At 62.1% G+C, this 18,896-nt stretch carries 16 protein-coding genes and 1 pseudogene; 7 read left to right on the top strand and 10 right to left on the bottom strand.

Features of this window, described 5'->3' with window-relative positions:
* Window positions 1–199: 199 nt before the first annotated feature.
* The 6 genes from RNA01_RS15980 (at window position 200) to RNA01_RS15955 (ending at window position 6,340) form a co-directional block, all read left to right on the top strand.
* A complete protein-coding gene (locus tag RNA01_RS15980) occupies window positions 200–1,438 on the top strand; it encodes an extracellular solute-binding protein (RefSeq protein ID WP_147181215.1) in 1,239 nt (412 codons plus the stop codon).
* Window positions 1,439–1,540: 102 nt separating this feature from the next.
* Window positions 1,541–2,422 (top strand): carbohydrate ABC transporter permease, encoded by an 882-nt coding sequence (locus tag RNA01_RS15975; protein ID WP_147181214.1) that lies wholly within the window; start codon window positions 1,541–1,543, stop codon window positions 2,420–2,422.
* A gap of 1 nt (window position 2,423) precedes the next feature.
* Window positions 2,424–3,269, top strand: a complete 846-nt coding sequence (locus tag RNA01_RS15970) for a carbohydrate ABC transporter permease (protein WP_147181213.1) — start codon at window positions 2,424–2,426, stop codon at window positions 3,267–3,269.
* Complete coding sequence (locus RNA01_RS23715) at window positions 3,266–4,288, top strand: SIS domain-containing protein (RefSeq protein WP_170253479.1); 1,023 nt, start codon at window positions 3,266–3,268, stop codon at window positions 4,286–4,288. Before RNA01_RS15970 ends, RNA01_RS23715 begins: the two co-directional genes overlap by 4 nt.
* A gap of 4 nt (window positions 4,289–4,292) precedes the next feature.
* Entirely contained in the window at window positions 4,293–5,228 is a 936-nt protein-coding gene (locus tag RNA01_RS15960) for a PfkB family carbohydrate kinase (protein WP_147181212.1), read from the top strand.
* Window positions 5,225–6,340, top strand: a complete 1,116-nt coding sequence (locus tag RNA01_RS15955; protein ID WP_147181211.1) for an ABC transporter ATP-binding protein — start codon at window positions 5,225–5,227, stop codon at window positions 6,338–6,340. The genes RNA01_RS15960 and RNA01_RS15955 overlap by 4 nt, the downstream gene beginning before the upstream one ends.
* 363 nt (window positions 6,341–6,703) lie before the next feature.
* Here the strand turns inward: RNA01_RS15955 and RNA01_RS15950 are convergent, their stop codons facing one another.
* The 8 genes from RNA01_RS15950 to RNA01_RS15915 form a co-directional block, all read right to left on the bottom strand.
* The gene (locus tag RNA01_RS15950; RefSeq protein WP_147181225.1) at window positions 6,704–8,533 is read right to left on the bottom strand and encodes an ABC transporter ATP-binding protein; all 1,830 of its coding nucleotides are present in this window, start codon (window positions 8,531–8,533) and stop codon (window positions 6,704–6,706) included.
* 46 nt (window positions 8,534–8,579) lie between these two features.
* Complete coding sequence (locus RNA01_RS15945; RefSeq protein ID WP_147181210.1) at window positions 8,580–9,338, bottom strand: DUF1028 domain-containing protein; 759 nt, start codon at window positions 9,336–9,338, stop codon at window positions 8,580–8,582.
* 2 nt (window positions 9,339–9,340) lie between these two features.
* Entirely contained in the window at window positions 9,341–11,125 is a 1,785-nt protein-coding gene (locus RNA01_RS15940) for a gamma-glutamyltransferase family protein (RefSeq protein WP_147181209.1), read from the bottom strand.
* A gap of 22 nt (window positions 11,126–11,147) precedes the next feature.
* Window positions 11,148–12,020 (bottom strand): ABC transporter permease, encoded by an 873-nt coding sequence (locus RNA01_RS15935; protein ID WP_147181208.1) that lies wholly within the window; start codon window positions 12,018–12,020, stop codon window positions 11,148–11,150.
* On the bottom strand, window positions 12,017–12,964 hold the full coding sequence (locus RNA01_RS15930; RefSeq protein WP_147181207.1) for an ABC transporter permease: 948 nt from the start codon (window positions 12,962–12,964) through the stop codon (window positions 12,017–12,019). The genes RNA01_RS15935 and RNA01_RS15930 overlap by 4 nt, the downstream gene beginning before the upstream one ends.
* A gap of 69 nt (window positions 12,965–13,033) precedes the next feature.
* A complete protein-coding gene (locus tag RNA01_RS15925; protein ID WP_147181206.1) occupies window positions 13,034–14,542 on the bottom strand; it encodes an ABC transporter substrate-binding protein in 1,509 nt (502 codons plus the stop codon).
* Between the two features lie 101 nt (window positions 14,543–14,643).
* Entirely contained in the window at window positions 14,644–15,375 is a 732-nt protein-coding gene (locus RNA01_RS15920) for a FadR/GntR family transcriptional regulator (RefSeq protein ID WP_147181205.1), read from the bottom strand.
* Window positions 15,376–15,580: 205 nt separating this feature from the next.
* Entirely contained in the window at window positions 15,581–16,441 is an 861-nt protein-coding gene (locus RNA01_RS15915) for a LysR family transcriptional regulator (RefSeq protein ID WP_147181204.1), read from the bottom strand.
* An 89-nt stretch (window positions 16,442–16,530) separates the two neighbouring features.
* Between RNA01_RS15915 and RNA01_RS15910 the strand changes: the two genes are divergently transcribed.
* Window positions 16,531–17,487: a bile acid:sodium symporter family protein gene (locus RNA01_RS15910; protein ID WP_147181203.1), complete on the top strand. Its 957-nt coding sequence runs from the start codon at window positions 16,531–16,533 to the stop codon at window positions 17,485–17,487.
* Window positions 17,488–17,596: 109 nt separating this feature from the next.
* Here RNA01_RS15910 and RNA01_RS23710 read toward each other — a convergent pair whose 3' ends face one another.
* Together RNA01_RS23710 and RNA01_RS15905 are read right to left on the bottom strand one after the other, a co-directional pair.
* On the bottom strand, window positions 17,597–17,953 hold the full coding sequence (locus RNA01_RS23710) for a hypothetical protein (RefSeq protein ID WP_170253474.1): 357 nt from the start codon (window positions 17,951–17,953) through the stop codon (window positions 17,597–17,599).
* Window positions 17,954–17,963: 10 nt separating this feature from the next.
* Window positions 17,964–18,361 (bottom strand): annotated as a pseudogene (locus RNA01_RS15905) (transposase); the annotation flags it as partial.
* Window positions 18,362–18,896: the final 535 nt, after the last annotated feature.

The following is an 18,896-nucleotide window of genomic DNA, read 5'->3' as shown; positions in this document are numbered from 1 at the left end:
ACTTAATTAAGGGGCCGGAAGAGTCCTTATTAAGGGGCCGGAAGAGTCCTTGGGGGGATGCCGCAGTGTGGGGCGCCTGTCTGTCACCCGTGGAAAAGCTCCGTTCGAACTTCATCCCTGTCCGCACACGGCAGGTTTTCTGGGGTAGGCGCCACCTGAAGGAGCGCCGTGAAACGGCAAGAGTCAGTTACTGGAGGCAATGATGGAATCCATGCGCAATATACTTCTGAGCGCGACGCTGCTCGGTGCATCGCTTACCACGCCCGCTTACGCGGAAACGACGCTGAACGCCCTTTTCATGGCCCAGGCCGCCTATAGCGAGGCGGACGTTCGGGCGATGACCGATGCCTTCACCAAGGCCAATCCCGACGTAAAGGTCACTCTGGAGTTCGTTCCATATGAGGGCCTGCACGACAAGACGGTGCTCGCCCAGGGCTCCGGCGGCGGCTACGACGTCGTATTGTTCGACGTCATCTGGCCGGCCGAATATGCGGCCAACAAGGTGCTGGTCGATATCTCCGACCGCATCACGCAGGAGATGAAGAGCGGGGTTCTGCCGGGCGCCTGGACGACGGTCGAATATGACGGCAAGCAATATGGCATGCCGTGGATCCTCGACACCAAATATCTGTTCTACAACAAGGAAATCCTGGAGAAGGCCGGCATCAAGGCGCCGCCGAAGACCTGGGACGAGCTGGCATCTCAGGCCAAGACGATCAAGGACAAGGGGCTTTCGGATGCTCCGATCGTCTGGAGCTGGGCTCAGGCCGAAGCCGCCATCTGCGACTACACCACGCTGGTCAGCGCCTACGGCGGCAGTTTCCTGAAAGACGGCAAACCGGCATTCCAGACCGACGGAGGTCTCGATGCGCTGAAATACATGGTCGACAGCTACAATTCCGGCCTGACCAACAAGAACTCCAAGGAGTTTCTGGAGGAAGACGTTCGCCGCGTCTTCCAGAATGGTGAAGCGGCCTTCGCCCTCAATTGGACCTATATGTACAACCTCGCCAATGATCCCAAGGAGAGCAAGGTCGCCGGAAAGGTAGGCGTCGTGCCCGCACCCGGCGTTGAAGGCAAGAGCGCCGTCTCCGCGGTCAACGGTTCGATGGGTCTCGGCGTAACCACCACCAGCAAGCATCCGGACGAAGCCTGGAACTACGTCGCTTTCATGACGTCCCAGCAGACCCAGAACGCCTATGCCAAACTGAGCCTGCCGATCTGGGCATCGTCCTATGAGGATCCTGCCGTCACGGCTGGGCAGGAGGAACTGATCGCGGCGGCAAAGTCGGGCCTCGCAGCCATGTATCCGCGTCCGACCACGCCGAAATATCAGGAACTCTCTGCCGCCCTGCAGCAGGCGATCCAGGAATCGTTGCTTGGCCAGGCCGACCCGGAACAGGCCCTGAAGACCGCCGCCGAGAACAGCGGTCTGTAACTTGCTTCACGCTTGGCGGGTGGCATCTGTTCGATGCTGCCCGCCTGCCGCCGGCAGCTCCGTGCAGACACTTCCGTCATCCTACTCGACTAGGTTCCTCGCATGTCCAGCACATGGATCACGACACGGGCATGGTTGCTCATGCTGCCGCTTCTGGCGGTGATGATCGCGGTAATCGGCTGGCCCATGGCGGATACGCTCCGGCTCTCGTTCACCGATGCCAAGCTTGTCGGCAGCCACGGCAATTTCGTCGGACTGTCCAATTATTCACGAATGCTCGGCGGCTCGAGCTTCCAGAATGCGCTGGTCACGACCACCCTGTTCTCGGTCATCTCGGTGGCGGCGGAAATCGTGCTCGGCGTGCTTGCGGCGCTGCTGCTCAATCAGCAATTTCGCGGACGCACGATACTCAGAGCCTTGATGATCCTGCCTTGGGCGCTGCCGACGGTGGTCAACGCCACGCTTTGGCGGCTGATCTACAATCCGGAATATGGAGCGCTCAACTCCGCTCTCACCCAGATCGGGATGCTGGACGCCTATCGCTCCTGGCTCGGAGAGCCCGGAACGGCGCTGACTGCGCTCATCGTCGCCGACTGCTGGAAGAACTTTCCTCTCGTTGCGCTGATCGCGCTCGCAGCACTCCAGGCCGTGCCGCGAGACATTACCGCTGCGGCAATGATGGACGGTGCCGGGGCATTCGCCCGGTTCCGCTTCGTCATCATGCCCTATCTGGCCGGTCCCCTGATGGTGGCGCTGGTGCTGCGGACCATCGAAGCCTTCAAGGTCTTCGACATCATCTGGGTGATGACACGCGGTGGTCCGGCCAACAGCACGCGCACTTTGTCGATTCTCGTCTACCAGGAGGCGTTCTCGTTCCAGCGGGCGGGATCGGGCGCCTCGCTGGCGCTGATCGTCACCCTGCTCGTGACCATGCTGTCGCTGGTCTACGTGCTGCTGATCCGCAAGAGTTCGGAGCTGGGCTGACATGGAACACAGAAGCCTTTCCTTCACGATCTTCATCCATCTCAGCGCCCTCCTTCTGGCAGCGGTGATCCTCGCTCCGATGCTTTGGCTGTTCGTCATGAGCATCTCTCCCTCGGCCGATCTGACGGCAAAGCCGCTTTACTGGTGGCCGACGGCAATCGATCTGTCGCGCTACAAGTTCCTGCTGTCGCGGGTCCCCAACAGCGCCGGGGCTGCCTTCACCGCATCGCTGGTCAACAGCGTCGTGGTGGCGGGCATGGCGACCATTGCCGCGCTTGCGGTCGCGGTGCCTGCCGCCTGGGCCGTCTCGCGCACGCCCTCCGTCACCTGGTCGCTCTATGCGGTCATTGGCACCTACATGCTGCCGCCGGTCGCGTTGGCCGTGCCGCTGTACATGGGGCTCGCCGCACTCGACATGCTCAATTCGGTCTACGGCCTTGCCCTCGTCTATCTGACGATCCTCGCGCCGTTCACCACCTGGCTATTGAAGTCCGGCTTCGATTCCATCCCGCGCGAGATCGAGAACGCGGCGATGATCGAGGGCGCGCGCCTCGACCAGATCCTGCGGATGATCACCTTGCCGCTCGCCGCTCCGATCATGGCGACGGCCGCCCTGTTCGCGTTCCTGCTTGCCTGGGACGAATTCTTCTATGCGCTGCTGTTCACCTCCGATCAGCATTCCAAGACCTTGACCGTGGCCATTGCCGATCTCGCCGGTGGCCGGGTTTCCGATTACGGATTGATCGCGACCGCGGGCGTGCTCGCCGCCCTGCCGCCCGTGGTGATCGGTCTCGTCATGCAGCGCGCCCTGATTGCCGGGCTGACGAGTGGCGGCGTCAAAGGATGATCATGAACTCTTCACCGAACCGACCCGCGGGACTGATTGCCATCGAACACGAAATGGCGCGACAGCACGCGGATGCGCGCACGACCTTCACCGCCGCGGCGTCGCAGGCCGGGGAAATTGCGGCGTCGCTTCGGCGGACCGGAAGGCTGCTTCTGCTCGGGATGGGCGGTTCCCATGCGGTCGGACGCGCCGTCGAGCCGCTCTATCGCGATCTGGGGATCGATGCCATTGCCTTGCCACTTTCCGAGCAGTTGGGCCAGCCGCTGCCGATTGAGGGCCGCACCATCATCGTGACATCCCAGTCGGGAGAAAGCGCCGAAGTGCTGCGATGGTTTGCCTTGGTCGGGGATCGGCCGGATACTTTCGGGCTGACCCTGGAGGCAGGGTCGTCTCTCGCCCGCAAGATACCGTGCCTTGTCGGCGCGGGCGGTACGGAACGCGCTTTTGCCGCCACGCGGAGCCTGACGGTGACGTTCGCGATGCACATGGCGATTTTGGCGGCGCTCGGATGGAACGCCGAGCCCGCTTTGGCGGTGCTGCAGACACCCCGGGGGCCGGCCATCGATACGGCCGTCGAAGCCATGTCGGGTGTTGCGACCATCGTCACTTCCGGGCGTCGCCTTCAGGGTGTGGCCGAGGCCGTCGCGCTTGGCCTGACCGAACTCTCGCGTCTGCCCTGCTTCTCCCTCGAGGGCGGGCAATTACGGCATGGACCCATGGAAATGCTCGGGCCCTCGGTCGGAGTGGTGCTGTTCCGGGCCTGCGACGAAACCGCGCCCCTGGTGGCGGGAATGGCCGCGTCCGCATCTGACGCGGGTTCCCCAGTGGTGGTCTTCGACGCGTCCGGCGATCTGCCGGTCGACGATGTGGTGACCGTCGGCCTCGGGCCGGCGAGCGGCATGGCCGCGATCCTGGCCATTCTGCCTGTCGCGCAGAGCTTCATGGTCGCCTTTGCGGCGAGCCGGGTCGCCAACGTCGGCACTCCGGTCCGTTCCACCAAGATCACGCGGAGCGAATGACCGGATGCGCCCGCTTGCAGTGATAGGCAATGTCAATGTTGATCTCATTCTCGGCCCGACCGAGCCCTGGCCGGTTGCGGGCACCGAGGTCATCGTGGATCACGACGAACTGCGCGTGGGTGGATCGGCCGGTAACACGGCGTTGGCCTGGACGGCACTTGGAGTTGACTTCCAGATCGCCGCGAGTGTCGGCAATGACCAGTTTGGCCTGTGGCTGCGCGACGCCTTTGCTGGGCAGTCCGAACATTGGCCCGTGGAGCCGTCCAGCACGACGCTCAGTGTCGGGATCACCCATCCGAACGGCGAGCGCACATTCTTCACCACCCGGGGGCACCTCCCGCTCCTCAGCTTCGCGCAGGTGCAGGCGATACTGGACACGAAACGCCTGCATGGGGGGTATGCCTTGCTTTGCGGCACTTTCCTAACGGATTCGCTGCGCGACGACTACGAGGCCTTCTTTGACTGGGCGGATGCGAACGGGATCGACGTGGCGCTGGACACCGGCTGGCCGCTCGACGGCTGGTCTGAGCAGAATCGCGCCGCCGCGGCAGGATGGCTTAGACGCAGCCACTGCTCCCTGCTCAATGAGGTGGAATCCACCGCCGTGGCCGGGTGCAGCGACGCGGTCGAGGCGGCTCATCGGCTGAAAGCGATGATGCGGCCAGGCGCGATCGTCGTCGTCAAGCGCGGGCCCGAGGATGTGATCGGGATCGATGCCGACGGCACTCTGGTGTCCGTCAAGACGCCGCAGGTGAAGGTCGTCGACACGATCGGCGCGGGTGACGTGTTCAACGCCGCCTTTCTAGCGGCCCTTTGCGCCGGTAATTCATTGGAGACTTGCCTGTCTGTCGGCGCCCGGGTGGCGTCGCAGACGATTTCCACTTCACCGCGGCGCTATGGCGAGCCGGATACGCTTTCCAAGCTGGAGACCCTTTCATGAGTGCGCTCGAAGTCCGGGATCTCTATAAGCGTTTCGGCAAGGTCGAGACGCTGAAAGGCATCGACATCTCGCTCGACAACGGGGAGTTTCTCGTGCTTCTCGGGGCCTCGGGCTGCGGCAAGTCTACCCTACTCAACATCATTGCCGGCCTGACGGAGCCCTCTAGCGGCGATGTGCTTATCGGCGGGCGCTCGGTCGTGGGCGTGCACCCCAAGAACCGCGACATCGCAATGGTCTTTCAGTCCTACGCGCTCTATCCCAACATGTCAGTCGCCCGGAATATTGGCTTCGGGCTGGAGATACGCAAAGTCCCGCAGGCCCAGCGCGAGAAGGCGATACACGATGCCGCGAGGCTGCTGCAGATCGAAGACCTGCTCGATCGCCGTCCTGCGGAGCTGTCGGGCGGGCAACGCCAGCGCGTGGCGATCGGCAGGGCGCTGGTGAGGAACCCGCAGATCTTTCTTTTCGACGAACCTCTCTCGAACCTGGATGCCAAGTTGCGCATGGAAATGCGCGTGGAACTGAAGCGACTACACGAGAAGATGAAGACCACGGTCGTCTATGTCACTCACGATCAGATAGAAGCGATGACGCTTGCTACACGCATCGCAGTCATGCGGGACGGGCGCATCGAGCAGATAGGCACCCCGGAAGAAATATACAATCGTCCGGCAACGCTCTACGTCGCCGGTTTTGTCGGGGCGCCACCAATGAACTTGCTTGATGCCACAATGTCGGACGGGGGACTGCATCTGGCTGGTTGCACGGAAGCCATCGCCATTCCTTCCCGCCTTAAGGGATCCCTGGCTGAAAGCGAGCCCGTTTGCATCGGCATCCGGCCGGAAAGGCTCAGGCTCGCCGATCCTGCGCAGCCGGGGCAGACGATCAAGGCGCGCATCGAACTCATCGAGATGACAGGCCCGGAATTGGTCGTCATGGCCAAGGTCGGAGACCAACGCCTCACTGCCTGCCTTCCACCAGGTAGTTCGATTGCGAACGGAACGGAACGCTTGTTTGCCTTCGATGAGGACGCGCTCCACCTTTTCGATCCGAAGAGCCAGCGGGCAGTTCTAAACATGAATCGGACCGTACTCCAAACCCCGAAAACATGAGGGAAACGGTGCTCAGATCAGTTATGCCTTGCTCGTGGCCGTTGTCAGGCCAGTTCGTTTGAGTGCTTCGTTCAGCCTTTGCGGGTCCCATCTAAATGGTAACGTCAAGGTTGTTCAAGGGCACGATGAGAACGGATGCCAAATGAAAAACGCAGCAATAAAGCACTTGCCGACATGATTGCCGGTGACGTTCACCATGTCTTGGTTGGCGCTCCAGGGTGCAGCCTATATGGACCCTGGGCGGTACAAGTTCACGAGCCGATTTCTCATCCCGTAGCGAGTACATTGGTGGAGGGCCGCTGGGTCTGCCTCGCAGGACCGGCGCTCCTGACTGGCAATATGCAGCCGAAGTCATGCCGCCGCTCACACCTGCACGAAATGCCCCTTGGCGACTTCCCGGTATTCGCGGCGGGGTGGCACGTAGCCGGAAGGACGCACGGGGCTTTTCAGCTCATCGACAGCCGTGTTGCGCCTCAGACTGCGCCGGGCGGGGTCCGGCACGGGTACGGCTGCCATCAGCTTCTTCGTATATTCGTGCTGCGGATTGTCGAAAATCGCGGCGCGCGGCCCGATCTCGACGATTTCGCCGAGATACATGACCGCGACCCGGTGGCTGATCCGCTCGACCACGGCCATGTCATGGCTGATGAACAGAAAAGCGAGATTGAACTCCTCCTGCAGGTCCATCAAGAGATTGCAGACCTGCGCCTTGATGGAGACGTCCAGCGCCGAGACGCTTTCGTCCGCAACGATCACCTTCGGATTGAGCGACAGGGCGCGGGCAATGGCGATGCGTTGGCGCTGACCGCCGGAGAATTCGTGCGGATAGCGGCTCATCATCTCCGGGGCGAGGCCTACCTTCCGCAGGAGATCCGCGACCTTTTCATTTGCCTCCTGCCTGTTCCCGAGCCGGTGCTTCAGATAGGGCTCGGCGATGGCTGCTCCCACCGTCATGCGCGGGTTGAGGCTTGAGAACGGATCCTGGAAGATCATCTGCACGCTGCGGCGCATGGCGCGCAGGCTTGGCTGATCCAACGCCAGCACATTGTAGCCGTCGAGATGGATCTCGCCGCTTCTCGGTTCGACCAGCCGCGTGATCGAACGGCCAGTCGTGGATTTGCCGCAACCCGATTCCCCGACGATTGAAAGCGTCTCGCCCTGGAAGAGCTCGAACGAGATGTCCTCTACGGCATGCACGGCGCCGGTCTGGCGGCCGAACAGGCCGCTGCGGATCGGGAACTGCGTCACGAGGTTTTTGACTGACAGTACCGGCGTCTTGCGAGTGTCGACGGTGTCGGCCACCTCTGTCGGCTCACTCGCCTTGCCTGTACCGATATCGACAATGGGAAAGCGCAGTGGCCAGGCATGACCGTGCATCGAGCCCAGCTTCGGAACGGCGGCCAGAAGGGCGCGCGTGTAGGGATGCTTGCCACGATGGAAAACATCCGCGGTCGCGCCCTGTTCGACCGTTTCCCCGCGCAGCATCACTATGGTGCGATCGGCAATTTCTGCAACGACGCCCATGTCGTGGGTGATGAAGAGAACCGACATGCCTTCCTCTTCCTGAAGCACCTTGATGAGGTCGAGGATCTGGCCCTGGATCGTGACATCGAGCGCGGTGGTCGGCTCGTCGGCGATCAGCAACTTCGGTCTGGAGGCGAGCGCCATGGCGATCATCACGCGCTGGCGCATGCCGCCTGAAAATTGATGCGGATATTCGTCGAAGCGGTTCGCGGCGTTGGGGATACGGACCTTCTCAAGCATGCGGATCGTCTCGGCTCGGGCCTGCGCTTTCGACATGCCCTTGTGCCGCGTCAGCACTTCCGAGATCTGCCGCCCGATCGTGAAGATCGGGTTGAGACTGGTCATCGGCTCCTGGAAGATCATCGCGGCCTCATTGCCGCGCACCTTCTGCATCTCCTTTTCCGGCAGCGCCAGAACGTCCCGCCCGTTCAGCAATACTCGGCCTTCGACGCGACTTGTGTCCCGGGCCAGCAGCCGCATGATGGAAAGCGATGTCACGCTCTTGCCGGAGCCGGATTCGCCGACGATGGCAACGGTTTCGCCGGGCTTCACGTCAAAGGAGATGTCGCGCACCACCGGTCGCCATTGGCCGTCGACCAGGAACGAGGTCGTCAACCCCTCGACAGAAAGAACGGCGGGCATCTCGGCTCGGGCGGCGGCTGTCGTCATGGGGCTCATGGTTTTCCTGGTCCGGTCATGCGTGTCGGGCGGTGGTTCACACGGGCTTCAGCGGGGTTGCGAATGAAGGCGAGGGGCGTCCTTCGGCTATGCGCGCGGCCTCCAGTTCTGCGATCTTGCGGTCGATCTCCGTGCGGTCCGTCAGTCCGTGGGGGTTCTCACGGGTCGGCATGGTCTGCGCCACATGGAGATAGCGCTCCTGCGCGACAGCATGGAGCCGGCGGAGTTCTGCCAGCGGGTCCGGATGGTCGTCGGCACGGATGTCGAGCCACGGATAGTCCTGGTCCCGGTAGATCACGAGTGCAGCCGACTGCTTGCCGCGCTTGTCACCGCCGGCCGCTTCCCCGGCGTCCATGGCCGCCAGCAACCGCTCGGTGAAAGGCGCATCCGCCAGCGCCTTGTAAACCCTGAGCGTCTCGGCGATGACCTGCGGACCAGCCAGCATATTGCCGGCAACCGACACATTGTCGTCGACAATATGCCCGGCCCAGTCGATGCATTTGGATCCGGTGAAGGCTGCATTGCGTCCTGCAGCGTCAATCAGATGCAGTTGGCGCTGCTGGCACCCGTCATCGCGGGCCGTCAACACCGAAATGATCTCCTCGGGTGTACGGCCTTCGGCCAGCAGGAAAAGGCCATCCGTGCCGTAAAGGGGACTGACGAAGGCCTGGGTGGCAATGGCGCCCACCCGGCCGCGAATGTGTGGAACGGCGGCGCCGACGGCGAAGAAGCGGCTTGCCACCGCCACGCCCAGATGGCCCGTCTGCGGATCACGTGCGACAATCGACCAGGTCATGACTATCTCCCTATTGCATAAGCTTGCATGAGACGCGGCGTCGCTGCGGCGCGCAGCAAACCGTCGGCATCTCTCCTGGCCGCGGTCAGCCGGCCGACAGTCCAGGGATCGGCCGGCGTGATCTGGTGGCCCATGGCGGCCAGTCCGGCGATGACATCGCTGCCGATATTGCTTTCGATCATCAGGCTTCCGGGCTGGCTTGTGCGTGGGTAGAACGAGCCCGGGAAATGCGATGTGTGGAACAACGGCATGTCGATTGCCGCCTGCAGGTTCTGTCTGTGATGAACGTAGCGCAGGAAGAAGGACAGCTGCCACTGATCCTGCTGGTCGCCACCCGGCGTGCCGAATGCGAGCGTCGGCTTGCCCTCGTAGAGAGCCAGGGATGGCGTCAATGTCGTGCGCGGGCGCTTGCCGGGTGCCAGCGAGGTCGGCAGTCCGGGCTTCAGCCAGAACATCTGGGCGCGGGAATTGAGGCAGAAGCCAAGACCCGGAACGATCGGCGAGGATTGCAGCCAGCCGCCGGACGGCGTCACCGACACCATGTTGCCCTCGCGGTCTATGACGTCGATGTGGACGGTGTCGCCACGTTTTTCGGTCAGGTGCGACATGGTCGGCTCGTAGACCGCGCCAGTGCCCGACATGCCGGCCAGCATCTCCATGGTGAGATCGTATTGGGTCTCGTAGCCGGGCAGCTTGCCCGGGCGGAGCGTCATCGACGCCTGCGAGGAGATCAGCTTGCGCCGTTCGTCGTTGTAGCTGTCCGACAACAACCGGTCCATCGGGACGGTGGCGAACGCCGGATCGCCGTAATAGACCTCGCGATCGGCATAAGCGAGCTTCATCGCCTCGACGACCGTATGGACGAATTCGGCGCTCCCGGGTTCCATGGCGCCGATATCGATGCCGCTCAGGAGTGCCAGCGACTGCAACAGCACCGGACCCTGGCCCCATGGGCCGGTCTTGGCGACGGTCCACCCATGATAGTCATAGGTCTGCGGTTCTTCTACCGTGGCGCTCCAGCCGGCCATGTCGCCGGCAGTCAGCACACCCTTGTGGCGGCTGCCGCTGGCATCCATGACTTCGGCGGTTTTCAGATAGGTATCGATCGCCTCGGCCACGAAGCCGCGGTAAAAGGCGTTGCGGGCCGCCTCGATCTGGTTTTCGCGACCCTTGGCGCTTTCGGCCTCGGTGACGATGCGCTGCCAGGTGGCGGCCAGGACCGGATTGCGGAAGAGTGCGTGGGGCTCGGGGGCGGAACCGCCCGGAAGCCAGGTCTCGTACGAAGTCGGCCACTCCTTTTCGAAGAAGCCCGCCAGTCCCTTGATCGTCGCCGAAACGCGCGGCAGTACCGGGTGGCCCTGCTCGGCGTAATGGATTGCCGGTTCGAGCACATCGCGCACCGACATGGTTCCGTAGTCGCGCAGCATCAGCATCCAGCCATCGAAGGAGCCGGGAATGACGGTCGCCAGCAGCCCGTCACCGGGAATGATCGACAGGCCTTCGCCGCTGTAGTGTTCGATGGTCGCGCCGGCGGGCGCGGTCCCTTGCGCGCAGATGACCTCGACCTTGCCCTTCTTCGCGGAATAGATGACACCGGGCATGTCTCCGCCGGGGCCGACCAGATGCGGTTCGAGAACCTGCAGCACGAAACCGGATGCAACGGCCGCGTCGAAGGCGTTGCCGCCCTTTTCCAGGATGCTCATGCCGACGGCCGAGGCGATCCAGTGGGTGGAGGTCACGACGCCGAAGGTGCCAAGGATCTCCGGGCGGGTGGTAAAGTCATTCATCAACTGTTCCTTCGATATTACTTCATGATTCCCGGGGGTCGAGCGCGTCGCGCAGACCGTCACCGAGCAGATTGAAACCGATCACGACCAGGAAGATTGCGGCCCCCGGCCACATGGCCATCCAAGGTGCCTGGTCGAGGAAATTCTTCGCGACATTGAGCATGGAACCCCAGCTTGGGGCCGGCGGCTGTTGACCAAGGCCGAGGAAGGAGAGGCTGGCCTCGGCAATGATGGCCGTCGCGACCGTCAGGGTCGCCTGCACGATGATCGGCGCCATGATGTTCGGCAGGATGTACCGCGTCATGATGTCGAAGTGGCCAAGGCCGATTGAGCGCGCGCCTTCGACATAGTCTTCGGTCCTGACCGCGAGAACCTGACCGCGCGTCAACCGCACGAAGACCGGCATCGCGGAAAGGCCGATCGCGATCATCGCATTCGTGAGGCTGGGACCGAGAAAGGCGGCAAGCGCAATGGCCATGATCAGAAACGGCAGGGCCAGAAAGGCCTCCGTGATCCTCGATATCACCTGATCGACCCACCCTCCGAAATAGCCGGAGATCAAGCCAAAGGGAACGCCGATGGCAATGGCGATGGCGACCGAAAAGATACCGGCCATGAGCGACGCCTGCGCCCCCCAGATCATGCGGGACAGGATATCGCGGCCGATATCGTCGGTGCCCATCCAATGGGCGGCGGACGGTGCCTTGCGAATGGCCGTCCAGCTGGTCGCCAGCGGATCGACGATCGGCAGAAGAGGGGCGGCGATCGCAAGCAAGGTGAAGAACACGATGATGGAGAGGCCGACAAGGGCGCTTCTGTCGGCCTTGAGTTTCCGCCATGCGCGATTGCTGCTCCTGGCCGGTGCCGCAACGGCGGTCTGGTCGAGCGCGGTCATAGGTTGGCCCTCATGCGAGGATTGAGGAGGACATAGAGTACGTCGGCCACGAGGTTCATCAGGATGAAGCCGACGGCGGTGCACAGAACGACACCCTGGACGACGGCGTAATCGCGGTTGAACACGGCATCGACGATCAGCTTGCCGAAGCCGGGAATGGTGAAGATCTGTTCGGTGAGGACGGCCCCGGCCAGCAGTTCGCCGAACAGAAGCGCGCTGAGCGTTACGATCGGCAACAGAGCGTTGCGAAAGGTATGGCTGAGGATGACGACCCGTTCCGACAGGCCCTTGGCGCGTGCCGTGCGGATGTAATCCGCCTTCATGACGCCCAGCATGGCCGAGCGGGTGTGCCGCATCAAGGTGGCGGCGAGGGCCGTGCCAAGCACGAAGGACGGCATGATCATCGTTTCGATGGAGCGTACGGGATCGACGAAGATCGATTCGTAGCCGGAGGCCGGAAGCCAGCCTAACCTGACCGAGACGAGCAGGATCAGCATGATGCCCAGCCAGAAATTCGGGATGGAAAGGCCCGACAACGCGACGATATTGGCGATATAATCAACAACGCTGTTCTTCTTGACTGCCGCCAGGATGCCCATCGGCACGCCGATGACGAAGGCGAAAATCATCGACATCACCGCGAGCTGGATGGTGACCGGCAGCTTCTCGCCGATCAGTTCCAGCACCGGCTGGTTGGTGCGCAGCGACATGCCGAAATCGCCCTGCAATACATTGGCGATCCAATAGCCGTACTGGTACACGACCGGATCGTTCAGGCGGTATTTCTCCCGAAGGAATTCGATCACCTGCGGATCGCGCTCTTCGCCGGCCATGGCGAGGACGGGATCGCCCGGCAGCAGCTTCTGCAGCGAGAAGACGAAGATCGAGACGATCAGCAGCGTCGGGATGGCAACGAGCAGCCGTTTTCCGATGTAGAGATGCATGGGCGCACGGTCCTGGATTGCGGGGTCGCCTACGGAGCATCGGCGCTCCGTAGGCAAGACTGGGCAAAATCAGCCCTTCTTGACGCCGAGCAGGCGGATCATGCCGTCGGGCGACGGTACGAAGCCGGTGACTTCTTTCTTGATGGCCCAGATCCAGGACTGATGGCCGAGATAGATGATCGGCAGGTCGTCGTTGAGGATCTTGGCCGCAGCGTCGTATTTCTGCTTGCGGACCGCGTCATCGGTCGAGGCGCGTGCCTCGTTGAGGAGCTTGTCGACCTCCGCGTTGCAGTACTTGGAGTCGTTGATACCGCCTTCGCAGGTGACGAACTGGTGCAGGTTGCCATCAGGATCGATGCGGCCCGACCAATCCGAGCGGCTGAGCTGAAAATTGCCGGCAGACTGTTCGGAAAGCAGGGTGGCGAATTCGGTGGCCTTCAGCGAGACGTTGAAGCCGGCTTCCGCGACCATCGATTGAATGACCTGCATCATCTGGGTTACGACAGGGCTATTGGCGTGCTGCAGCTCGATGTCGAGCGTTTCATGCCCTGCCGCCTTCATGAGCTCCTTGGCCTTGGCGATATCGCGGGCGGGAACCGGAATTTCCTTGTTGAACCAGGGGCTGGTCGGCGGATAGGGCTGGTTGCCGGCCATGGCCGTTCCTTCGAAGACCACCTGGCTCAGCGCCTCGCGGTCGATAGCGAGCGAGAAAGCCTGACGCAGGCGCTTGTCCTTGCCGAACGGATTGTCGGCGCGCGGCCCATTGGCGATGTTGACGTACATGGCCATGTAACCGATGCTGACGGTATCCGCATAGGTGAGGGCGGCGTCGCTCTTGACCGAAGCGGCATCGGTTGCGGCCAACCGCTCGATCACGTCGAGTTCGCCGGAGCGCAAGTTGGCGAGACGCACTGTGGAATCCGGGATCGGCAGATAGGTGACCTTGTCGATGAACACCTTGTCCTTGTCCCAGTAGTCGGCGAACTTCTCGAGGACGATACGGTCCTGCTGCACGCGCTCGACGAACTTGAACGGCCCGGCGCAGACGGGCTTGGAGCCGAAATTGGCGCCCAGCTCCTTGGCAGCCGCCGGCGAGACGATCATGCCGGCGCGGTCGGAAAGCTGCGCGAGAAGCGTGACGTCCGGCGCCTTCAGGGTGAACTTGACCTCGTAGTCGCCGACGGCCTCGATCTTCTCGACCGAGCTCAGCTCGCTTTTGCGACGCGATTCCGGAAGCGTCATGTTGCGTTCGATGGTGGCGACGACGGCGGCCGCGTTGAACGGCGTTTCGTCATGGAACTTCACGCCCTCGCGCAGCTTCATGGTGAGTTCCTTGCCGTCGGCGGACCAGGCCCATTCCGTGGCGAGCTGCGGCACGATCTTCAGGTCAGGCGAGACGTCGACGAGTTTGTCGCACATCGCCGTGTAGACGATGCGGCCGACAAAGGTCCGGGACTGGGCCGGGTCAAGCACGTCGGCATCGTCCGCGAGGCCGATGCGAAGCTCGGCGGACAGGGCGGGGCTCGCGAGCATCGCACCGGCCAGCAATAAGGTCGAAAGACGGGACAGTATCTTCATATTCTGGAACTCCTCTGGTCTGGTTCTCTGTTCTCAAGGGTCTCACCGGTTGTTTCCCCGGCGTTCAAGTCAGACCGGCCACGCGGCCGGAATTCGGTACGTCATGACACATCGCCGATCGGATCATCCTCCAGATGGTCCATCGAGGTTTGCCGGATCAGGCGCTCTTGCAGCATCAACAGATGCCGGCGCATCGCTTCGCCCGCCTTGGCGGGATCTCGGGCGGCAATGGCATCGATGATCGCCGCGTGCTGGGCGCTGGATATGCTCATCGTGTTGGCGTTGCTGCGGGCGCGCTCGCGGATCGACTGCCAGGCGTCGTCCTGGCGAACCCGGTTGATGACGTCGAAGATGGACAGGAACAGCAGGTTGCCTGCTGCCTGGGCGATCTGCCGGTGGAGCGCCCCGTCCCAGAGCTCCTTGGCGTCGGCATCCTCGCTGCCGAGGATCTTCTGAGCGAGCTCCCGCATGCGGTCGATGTCGCTGCCTTTCGCCCGGAGGGCCGCCAGTTGCGCCAGTTGGGGTTCGATGCGGAGGCGCACTTCCATGATCTCCATGAAATTGGTTCCCGCCACGATCGTCTCCAGCTGGTCGCTCCACTCGTGCGGCTTCTGGCCGACAAAGGTGCCGGATCCCTGCTTGCGCCAGATTGCGCCTTCCGCCTCGAGAACCTCCAGCGCCCGGCGGATGGCCCGGCGACTGAGGCCAAGCTTTTCCGACAGTGTGCGCTCGGTTGGCAGCTTCCCTTCCACTCCGACGTCACCGTGGCGAAGAAGATCCCGGAGCTTTTCGAGGGCGTAGTTCGAGTTTTCTTTGGGTGAGGTGTCTGGCATGATTGGTCCGAACCAATTTCCGATTGGTTCAGTGAATGCCGATTTCGCGCGACCGTCAAGATAGTTTTTGTGCAATAGATCAAATGCACAATTTTTAGGCAAATGCGCGCGGTCGTGCTCGAAACAGGCGCACCATTGCCGTGCCGAAGCGGCGTATCCATGCGCACCTTCGGCCTTTTAGAGATGGAAACCGGCCGTCCCGGCTTCAGGTCGTCTCGGAACTGCTCCCGACTTTCGAGAGGATTTCGTCCGACATGGCGGTGATGAGCGCCTGGTCGGCTCCGTTGCGCGGGACCAGGACGAACTCCACGTCCTCGAGCGGTGGCAGAATATCCTGGGGGATTTCTTTCAGGCCGGCGGGCGCCATGCTGCGCGGCTGCACCAGGACGCCCATGCCCGCGCGCGCTGCAGCCGTCAGTCCGCTGAGGCTGCCGCATGTGCAGACGATGCGCCAGGGAATCCGGCTTGCATCCAGGGCTTCGAGAGCGAGCTTGCGGGTAATGCTTGGCGGCGGGAAGGCGATCAACGGCAAAGGAGCCGACTGAGCCGTCAGTTGCAGCGGATCGCGTGCCAGCCAGATCAGCGGCTCGCGATAGACGAGACGACCGCGCTGGTCGCCAAGGCGTCGTTTGGCGAAGACGAGGTCGATTTCTCCCAGATCCTGCATCTCGTAAAGCGCTCCACTCAATGCCACGGTCAATTGCAGATCCACGGAGGGATACGCGCGGGTGAAATCTTCGAGGACCGCCGTCAGGCGGCTGGTTGCGAAGTCTTCGGAGACGCCAAGTCGCAATTGCCCGCGCAGCTTGTTCGCTGCAAACAGGTCGAAAACCTGAGCGTCGATTGCGAGCATTGCGCGGGCGTGGCCGGCCAGGACTTCGCCATCGGGTGTCAAGCCGAGGCGATGGGTGTCGCGAAAGATGAGACGGCGATCAAGCGCGGCCTCCAGCTTCTGGATATGCTGGCTGACCGTTGACTGCCCAAGCCCGAGATTTTCCGCGGCGCGGGTGAAGCTGCCTGTCTGCTGGATCGCGAGGAAACTGCGCAACTGGACGAGGTCGAGCATCTGATATCTCGTTTCGTGATGAGCGTTATTTGTTGCATCTTGTATCACAATAATGGAGTGAGCGAAACGACGTCCACCGGAATGAGAAGATGCGCCGTTTCCTCCCCGATACCTTCACAATGCTGCTCTTGGCGGCAGTGCTCCTGGCCTCGGTCCTGCCGGTCACCGGCGGGGCGCAGGTGTGGATGGCGCTTGCGACGAAGCTCGCCATCGCTCTGCTGTTCTTTCTGCACGGCGCGCGCCTCTCGCGCGACGTGGTGATCGCCGGCCTGCTGCACTGGAGGCTGCACGGCGTGATCCTGTTTGTAACCTTCGCCATCTTTCCACTTCTCGGGCTCGCCGCCGGTCTCATGCTGCCGTCATCGCTTCCCGCGGCGCTCTATACCGGTCTCCTGTTTCTCTGCGTCTTGCCTTCGACGGTGCAGTCCTCGATCGCATTTACGTCGATGGCCGGTGGCAACGTGCCGGCCGCCATCTGCGCTGCATCCGCCTCGAATATCCTTGGCATGTTCCTGACGCCGCTTCTCGTCGGCTTGCTGCTTTCGGCGTCGGGCGGGGGTGGATTTTCGATGACGGCGCTCAAGCAGATCCTGCTGCAGTTGCTGGCGCCCTTCATTCTTGGGCAGATCCTCCAACCGTGGATCGGCGACTGGATCCGCGCCCGCAAGAAGCTGCTGGCGCCGATTGATCGCGGTTCGATCCTGATGGTGGTCTATCTCGCCTTCAGCTCCGCTGTCGTCGAGGGCCTGTGGCGGACGCTTTCGCTTCAAGATCTCGGCATTGTCGCTATTGTCGACGTCGTCCTCCTCGCAACGGTGCTTGCCGTCACCATGTTCGGCAGCCGTTTCCTCGGGTTTTCCAGAGAGGACGAAATCACCATCACCTTCTGCGGCTCGAAAAAGAGTCTTGCCAGTGGCGTTCCGATGGCCGGTGCGATCTTCGCCGGCCAGAGCGTCGGCGCCATCGTCCTGCCCCTGATGCTGTTCCACCAGATCCAGTTGATGGTGTGTGCACTGATTGCCCAACGCTACGCGCGAAATGCCTGATCGGCTGCGCTTTCTCAGGCAATCTTGTTCTGCGGCTCGCCTCCAACGACATTCCATCGATGAGACCAACCGCTCGGTCGTCGGCAAACTGGTTGACCGCGTTTAAAATTCAATTCCGCAACACCGGTGGCTCGCTTTGATCTGTCAGGACATGAATCTGCGTGCGGAGTTTTTGCCACATTCCGTTCTGGCTCTTCAATCGCTTCAGGACGATAGGAATTCCGCGAACAGCGGGCTGTTCTTGTTGTCCCGCCGACAGGCGATCTTGTGCGTCGAGGAAAAGCTGAAGGTGCTGGGTCGGATGGCCTGTAATTTGCCACGCACCACCCAAGATTCGGCGAAGTGGCAGGGCATAAGACCGATGAGCTGCCTCGAGTGGATGTTTATGACCTGTGCGCGGATGGCCGACCAAGTAGAGGTCGTCGAGATGGCGGTTGCTCCGGATCGAGAAGCGGGCGCCCGACATGACCCGCTGGGGCCTGTCCGGTGCGTCGGGACTTGTAGTGGTCGGTCGACGTGTCGAACCTTAGGGCCGTGCAGGTCCGTCGGATCGATATGCCCCAGTCCACCAACATGCCGTCAACCAGCTTGCGCTTCCGGACAGGCCTCAGAGCTTTCGGCGGATGACATCCTGCAGCATCTCGCGGTCGAGCGTCAGATCCGCAACGATCTTCTTCAGCCTGGGATTCTCCTCTTCCAAAGCCTTCAGCCGACGCATCTCGTCGGGCAACAGGCCTGCATACTTCTTGCGCCAATTGAAATACGTCGCCTGGCTGATCCCTGCCTTCCGGCAAATCTCTGCCACTGGCACGCCGTCGTCGCCCTGCTTCAAAATGAACGCCTTCTGCGCGTCCGAGAACTTCGATGCCTTCATGCTTCCGCTCCTTTTCCCAGCCGGGAAATTACCGCGGAAAACTCCATTTCTGAACGATCCAGTTTTTGGGGGGCAGAGCATCAGAGCAAGGACCACGACGAAATCCATCCCCATTCAACGCTCAAGATGGCTTCTCCAGAGGATCGCCGCCAGCGCTCAGCCGCTCGTAACGTTCGTCCAAATCCCAGAACCCCGACTGTCCCCGCATCACCCGCTCCCAACAAATCACACAGGCCGATTGAATCAATAAAACCGGCAAAGGGGGAGGTATTTCGAGGCTTCCAGCTGGCACGGTGAGATCGTGGCTGCGCATGGCGGGCTTGAGGTTGCGATATTGCAAGTCTCGGTGCAATCAGGCCCCCGCAACCAGCCTTAATTAAAATAACCCCGTAGCTCACGCTGCGGGGTTTTTGCGTTCCATATTCCTAGAAAGCAAAACTCCCCCTGGTCACCCGAGACGCAGCCTCCACGAAACCGGCAGAAGGCCAGATATCCAAGCTTGATCGGGTCGTCGGCCGAAAGCGATGAGGTTACG

It is taken from the genome of Paenirhizobium naphthalenivorans (assembly GCF_007992095.1).
Taxonomy (GTDB): Bacteria; Pseudomonadota; Alphaproteobacteria; order Rhizobiales; family Rhizobiaceae; genus Allorhizobium; species Allorhizobium naphthalenivorans.
The sequence above is the reverse complement of the archived record's forward strand: the minus strand, read 5'-3'. Positions and strand labels throughout refer to the sequence as shown.